Source organism: Candidatus Obscuribacterales bacterium (assembly GCA_036703605.1).
Classification (GTDB): Bacteria; Cyanobacteriota; Cyanobacteriia; order RECH01; family RECH01; genus RECH01.
On sequence record DATNRH010001058.1, the window covers coordinates 1 to 7,230 of the forward strand.

6 protein-coding genes are annotated in these 7,230 nt (G+C 53.5%); 2 read left to right on the forward strand and 4 right to left on the reverse strand.

Features of this window, described 5'->3' with window-relative positions:
- The coding region (locus V6D20_21505; protein HEY9818359.1) for a hypothetical protein at positions 1-291 on the forward strand (291 nt) is incomplete at its 5' end.
- Between the two features lie 205 nt (positions 292-496).
- Positions 497-811, forward strand: a complete 315-nt coding sequence (locus tag V6D20_21510) for a hypothetical protein (protein HEY9818360.1) — start codon at positions 497-499, stop codon at positions 809-811.
- 102 nt (positions 812-913) lie between these two features.
- Here V6D20_21510 and V6D20_21515 read toward each other — a convergent pair whose 3' ends face one another.
- The 4 genes from V6D20_21515 to V6D20_21530 all read right to left on the reverse strand — a co-directional run.
- The gene (locus tag V6D20_21515) at positions 914-1,447 is read right to left on the reverse strand and encodes a DUF411 domain-containing protein (protein HEY9818361.1); all 534 of its coding nucleotides are present in this window, start codon (positions 1,445-1,447) and stop codon (positions 914-916) included.
- Positions 1,448-1,602: 155 nt separating this feature from the next.
- Positions 1,603-4,998 carry an ATP-binding protein gene (locus V6D20_21520; protein ID HEY9818362.1) on the reverse strand — a complete coding sequence of 1,132 codons (3,396 nt, stop codon included), beginning with the start codon at positions 4,996-4,998 and terminating at the stop codon, positions 1,603-1,605.
- A 362-nt stretch (positions 4,999-5,360) separates the two neighbouring features.
- Positions 5,361-5,819, reverse strand: a complete 459-nt coding sequence (locus tag V6D20_21525; GenBank protein ID HEY9818363.1) for an EVE domain-containing protein — start codon at positions 5,817-5,819, stop codon at positions 5,361-5,363.
- A 198-nt stretch (positions 5,820-6,017) separates the two neighbouring features.
- Positions 6,018-7,230: transglutaminase family protein (locus V6D20_21530; protein ID HEY9818364.1), on the reverse strand; the 1,213-nt coding region annotated here is incomplete at its 5' end.

A 7,230-nucleotide genomic window follows, 5' to 3' on the forward strand; every position in this document is an offset into this window, starting at 1 on the left:
AAGCTGCAAGACAGTACAGGAATGCTCTTCCTGCGCTACTCATCTCGGTTTGGCCCTATTGGTAATTTCCTCTTTGGCGCTAGCCAAGTAGAGAAGCTCATAGGCAGCAGTGGCAGCACCTTGGGATGGTTTCGCCGAGGCGTTGCACCCTGGATGGACTTAATTCGCTTTAGCAGCGGCGGCAAGGTCATTGACAGCTACCATCGCTTTTGGTCGTTAATTGCTGGCATTGGAGCCATTCTATTAGGCATTATTCTGCCGATGGTGCTTCCACCGTTCAGCAGCTTCTAGAGCTGTGATGCCTACAGGACAAGCCTTTTGCCTATCCTGGAATCTGCTGGCGATAGGATGGATCGTTGATTAAGATTGACAAAAAACTTGGCAGCCAATGAACGGTTTATCCCGGCATATTGGCTGCCAAGTTGCTGTTTAGACGTCAAAAACACCTTCAGCAATGGAGAATGAAAGAGCACATATAATTAAGGATGAGGAATCTATGCCCGCACCGAATGAACGCAAGCGAATCCACATCAATACGCCTCCCGAGTATGAAATGAAGTTGCTGACGGCGTTGTCTGCTTTTTTGGGCCGCAAGGTTTCGAGCCAGGCGAGTGCGGCGCTAGCAATGTATCTCCGGCAAAGCCATGAGCGTATTTTGTCTCAGTGTGAGTATTATGGGCATCGCTGGGGCATGAGTAAGTGGGAGGTACTAGACCTCTGCTATGCCAACCCTGAGAAAGCCCGGGAGTTGATTGAAAGCTCTGGAACAGTACATTCCGAAGACGATGGCCCGGATGTATTTACGGATTAATATCTAAGCTGCGACCGGTTAGCGATCGCTCCTCATTTCTATCCGGGAGCGATCGCCTTCCCGTTGGCTAGCCTTTCGACTCAGCAGCACGCATGGTCAGGATCACAGATGTTCAGCAAAGGTCATTGTTTCCCCCGTCTGGGTAAAAGCCATCACTGTATAAGGTTCGACCTCATCGCCCATCTCCATGCCGGGCGAGCCGATGGGCATCCCTGGAACTGCAATGCCAACAACATCCGGCTGTTCCCTGAGCAATCGTTGGACATCGGAAGCTGGCACATGACCTTCAATCACGTAGCCATCAACCAGAGCTGTGTGGCAGGACGATAGGTTGTCGGGAACACCATGCTGCTGTTTGATAGCCGTCATATCATCCGTCACATGGTCTTCCACACGAAACCCAGCGGCTTCCATATGATCAATCCACTGCCCGCAGCAGCCACAGGTCGGACTGCGAAAAACGATGAGTTCAGGTTCTGCCAAACTTTGTTGTGCTGGAGTAGGACTCGTTTGGGTAGTGGGAACAGAACTCGTTTGGGTAGTGGAAGCAGGAGTTGAAGAACAGGCCGTTGCCACAAGGCTCGCTGCTCCTAAGCTCACACCAAGTAATTGAGATATAAACCAACGACGCTTCATAACGACCTCTACGTATGGATGATGGGTTGACACAACTCTAAACGCTTTTTCTTATCTAAACCAGACTATCTTCTGATGTAGACGTGAAAGCGACCCTCCCATCGGTTGAAATTATACCCTAGCAGATCTCTGAGGCGGCTGCAGACCTAGTCGAGCTACGGGCTAAACTGATCCCACAGCTCAGGTGCCCCATGGCGTTGATAGCGCTGACAGCGCTTGATATACAAGTGGGCGGCGGTATCCATGGGATTCATGGCAGCGATCGCTTCAAATTCTGCCTGAGCAGCTTCAAACGACTGGTCATGGTACAGACAGACCGCTTGCTCAAATTGCGTCTGAGTCTTAGTCTTAAGCTCCACGCTTTTGGACATATCGCCCCCAAAAAACTCCCAGACAGAAACATGTTCTTTCTTACCTCGCACCTGCACCCGATCCAGAAAGCGATACTGGTAGATCGTTGTGTTAGCAATTCCCTTTAAGGTAGCAGCACTCACAAGGATGCTGGACCCATAGAGTTTAGTTAATCGCTCTAGCCGCGATGCTAAGTTCACAGCATCAGCAATAACAGTACTTTCCATCCGTTCTTGTTCACCAATAGTTCCCAAAATTAAGTCGCCGGTGTGCATACCAATGCCGATGGCGATCGGGGCGATACCTTGCTGGGCGCGCTCTTGATTATAGGCCTGTACCTGGTGCTGCATGGCGATCGCTGCCTGAATAGCATCATCTGCCTGGTTGGGAAACAGGGCCATCACTGCATCACCGATATACTTATCGATAAAGCCATGGTGCTGGCGAACAACCGGGCCTACTCGACTCAGATAAGTATTGAGGAAGTTAAAACTTTCCTCGGGAGTCATGGCTTCTGACAATTGGGTAAAGGAGCGAATATCAGCAAACATGATGGTCATCGCGGCCTGCACCTGGTCGCCTAAGCCAACGTTTACAATCGTTTCATGCCCAAGAAGCTGTAGGAATTCGTGGGGTACAAAACGAGCGTAGGCACTATTGGTTTTGGTAAGTTCTAGGTGAGTTTTAATCCGCGCTAAGAATTCACGCTTGGCAACGGGTTTACGTAGATAATCATTAGCTCCTGCCGTTAATCCCTCCACGAGATCATCAACCTGATGGCGGGCTGTTAGCATCAACACCGGCAGCTCACCCGCCGAATAGCGATCGCGCAACCGTTGGCAAAATTCATAGCCAGACATCTGGGGCATCATCACATCAAGCACGATCAGATCGGGCTTCAGACCCTGCTCGATCCAGGTAAGCGCTTCCACCCCGCTCGACGACTGCATCACGTCATAGGCTTCCAGACTGAGGTAGTTAGCCAACACTTGCAGGTTCACAGGTTCGTCATCTACCAACAAGATTTTGGAATGGCTAGGGTGGGGAAGAGGGCAGGTGGCAAGGTCGCCGGCCATCGTACTCAACACAGGCAGCGAGGGTCTGAGGGGCTTGGCATCGAAGAGAGGTTGGGTTGGGATACTAGTATGGCTATCGGCTGTATGGGTTACATTGCTGATCTCGGATGCCAGCGGCATCGTAAACGTGAATTGCGATCCCTTACCCACCTCCGAGATCACCGTTATGCGCCCGCCATGCAGCTCCACCAACGCTTGGGTGACGGCTAGCCCCAGCCCTGTACCGCCATAGTGGCGAGAGGTCGATCCATCCGCCTGGGTGAAGGGTTGGAAAATCTGCGCTTGGCGATCGCTGGGGATGCCAATTCCCGTATCGGTGACAGACACCAGCATCCATGGCTGGGACGACTCTGGCGACGATTCCACTTGGGCCGAAACCTCGACCCATCCCTGCTCGGTAAACTTAAGGGCATTGCCAATCAGGTTATACAAAATTTGCTGCAGGCGATATTCATCAGCAAAAATGGGGGGCAAGTCTGGAGCGATCGCCACCCGAAGCTGGAGATTGCGATCGCCAATCATCGCCTCACATAACCGCACCACCGGTTCGACAACCGTACGCAGGGAAAGGGGTTGCCCTTGGAGCTGAAAGCGCTGATCTTGTACCTGGGAGAAATCTAAAAGGTCGTTCACCAAGGTTGAGAGGCGACGCCCACTGCTGGCAATCATCTCTAAGTTGGCGATCGTGGCTGGGGGCAGGGGTCCAGTCACGCCGTCGATTAAGGATTCTGAAAGGCCAATAATGCCATTCAACGGCGTGCGCAATTCGTGGGAGGTATTGGCTAAAAATTCATCCTTCAGCCGATCTAAGTCTTGTAAATCCCGGTTTTTGGCTTCTAAGTCTTGGAACGATTGACGCAGTTGAATCGCCATTTGGTTAAAGGCAGCGGCCAAATCCGCCGTTTCGCGCACGGATCCATAGGTGCTTTGGGGCAGGGGCTGCTCCCAGTCGCCTTCGGCCAGCCGCTGAGCGGTTTGGCTGAGTTGCTGGATGGGACTTGCCAACCAGCGAGCCACAGCAACGCCGATTCCCACGGATATCAGCAGTAATCCCCCACAGAGGATCAGGGTGGCGCGGGTGCTGGCGTCGATGCGAGCCATAAAATCGGCTTCGGGAATCACCACCACCGTTAGCCAGTTCAAGCCATAGCTATCGGTCAACGGAGCAACTTCCACCCGCTGCCGCTGTCCGTTTAAGAGAAAAGCTACCTGTTGGCGATCGCTGATTTGGTCAAGACTGCCAAAGCGATCGATTAAATGCTGCGCGGTAGCTTGAATAACTGGCGACTGGCTATCCACAGCATTCAGCCGATCGTAGCCGCTGTCGGTTTCCACAAAGGGAGATTCTTCAATGGAGCTGGCCACGATCGCACCCGAACGCTCAATAATAAACGCTTCGCCCGTGGGACTAATATTGAGCGTCTGCAAAAAATCGCTGATCTGAGACAGCGTGATGTCAATAGCCAGAACGCCCGTGAGCTGGTTCTCCGCATCGTAGAGGGGCATGGCGGCCGTGATCCCCAAGTGGGCATAGTCTGTGGAGGCAAACCGGTAAATAGGACTCCAGGCCGGGCCACGGGCCAGCTCCACAGCCTTGTACCAAGGGCGCGATCGCGGATCATACTCCAGGGTAGACAGTAATCCAGTCACGTTGCCAGATTTGTCTAGGGCTAGGTTTTGGCGATCGCCCCCGGCCTGCTTCAGCCACAGCAGCGTTTCTCCCGTTTCTCGGTGCTGCACCCCCACAAACTCGCCCTCCGCCGTACCCAAGTAGATACTACTAAGGTGGCGATCGACTTGAATCTGTTGCCAAAAATAGCGATAGAGTTGCTCGATGTCGTCGGTGGGTAAATAACCCGCCTCAACCGCAGCTTGGTTAATGTGGTTAAACTGCTGGGGTACATCGAGGTAAGCCTGCACATGCTGATCAATGCGAGCTGTAATCTCGGTGCTCAACTGCATGGTGAGCACATCCACCGAACGTTGGCCATTGCGAATCACCAGCCAGCCAATCAGACCAACCGCCGTGGAGATTTGCACCACAAAGGCCGTGATCAGTAAGGTGCGCAGCGATAGCTTGTTGATGACAGCAGAGCCAAGACCAGAACGAGCAAGACTAGACATGAGGGCGATCGCAACCTATATCTCTAGTGGGCGTCAAACACCGAACAGACTCATCAGCACCAAAACCATGGGCTGCTTGCTAGATCTGGCAACCCCGGCACAGGTCTCCTACGCCTGTCGTAACGGTTCAGTCACGCTATGCCCGCCTGAAGCTGTTCGTTGTAGATGCTCAATCAGCCTAGCCAACACTCCGTATAAACTCGGATCTTTCCCCAAGGTTCACCACGAGCAGACGTTATGCTAACTAACCTAGTCTAGGGCTATAGGAGAGTAGCCCTAGCATAACCTAACCACCTTGATTCCTGGGATTGCTCTGGGTAATCAACAGGTGACAGGCGGGTGACAGACGATGAACTATCGCTTTAGTCAGATTGAGCCATTTCTAGAATCTTCTCGGCGATCGCCCCTGGTACCGGAATAACTGATAGGCGATTACCCCGACGCACGACCCATAAATCGTCAGGGCTAAAAGTATCACGCAGATGATCTAGGGTTATTATATCCGTGAACTTACGGACAAAAGCCACCCGCACGGTTTGCCAACGCGGTGCCGCCGGAGTTGACTTGGCATCATAGTAGTGGCTTTGGGGATCAAACTGGGTGGGATCGACAACACCCGACTCCGTCACCTCCATCAGCCCCACAATGCCCGGTGGCTTGGTGTTGGAATGGTAGAAAAAGACGACATCGCCCACCTGCATCTCGCGCAGGAAGTTGCGGGCTTGATAATTACGCACTCCATCCCATAGGGTGGTGGTGTCTGCGGCCAGGCGATCGATGCCGTAGACATCCGGTTCGGACTTCATGAGCCAATAGTTCATGGGGAACAGCCGTTCAGAGGTAGGGTGAGAGCGTGGTCAATCAGCGATAGAATAGCCTCCAACCTCTGGGCAAGGCAAGCTTTACTTCTCAAGGTTTTGTCCTAGGAAGAGAAGGGCGAGAGGTCCGGTTCCCTACCTACCTTGTGAACCAGACCGTGTAGACGTCCACAATGCCGGGTAGGGAATCAGGAGGGCTGCTCAGGAGCTAGGTAGGGACGATGAAGCACTGGGCGGTGGCAGCTCGCCCAAAATCATAAACCGCACGTGGTTGATGGCTAGCTGACCGATGGACAAATCCTCAGGCAGGTCTGGCGCGCGAAGCTTTTCAAAGGAAATACCTTTGCTAATTTCGGCGTGGTACCAGGGCAGACCCATGAAGAACCGCGTGGGGTAGGGGCCACCCTCGATCGTATCATCGACGTTGGATTCCATGGGTACCCAGCCATAGTCAGGGATGAAGAACTCTAGCCACACATGGTTGAAGTCGGGCTGGAGGGGCACCTGTTGGCGATCGCAGGGTTGGGGACATTTGTAGCGGCCGACGGTGCGGCAGGCAATGCCATTCAGACGAAAGAGGGCCAGCAGCACGCCCACATATTCTCCACAGGAGCCCACGCCGCGATCGAGGGCAATATCGGGGGTGTCAATATGGGGCTTGATGCCGTAGGAGAGGCGATCGTAGACATAGTCGCGAATACGCAGGGCCTGGCGCAGGATATTGGTTTCCCGACCGATCGCTTCTCGGGCAGCGGCTTGGATGATGGGCGTTTCCATAGCCAGGTCGTCATCATCCACCAAATACTGGGTTTGGAAGTCGCTGGGCAATGGGGGAGCCGATTCCACATCGCTGGGCGTCAGGCGATACTTGATGCCGCGCACCTCAATCAAGGCTTTCCAGCCAAAAATATGTACCGTTTGGGACTCGAAGGCTGGAAACCGAAACACCGCTACCCGCTGACCGTTCTGCACCTCTTCGGTGAAAGGAAGCCCCACGGGTTCTACATGGCGTACCCGCTGACGCAGAGTTTCGGCGGGTAGGGCAATACGCCATTCTAGGTTGGGTAACTTCACCGCTTCTAGGGCGCTGATTTCTTCCACGTAGAACATTTCGATCAAGTAGCCATTGGACAAGGCGTAGCGCTGATCGGGGTTGTAGTAAAAATGCAGAGGATGGATAAAGGTGCGATCGCGGAAGGCCAATTGGTGGGGATCGGGGGAGTTGGGATCGTCTCGGATATAGGGTTCTTCGCTGGCGTAGGCCACGTAGCAGATCGATTCACCACTGGCAGCCGTATGGAAGGCGATCGCTGTGGGAGAACTGTAGGGAGTCAAGACACTGAACTGCAGCTCTCCCGTGGCCCGATCCATGCAGTACACCGTCTGCTCATCGCGATCGCACACCCATAGCTCT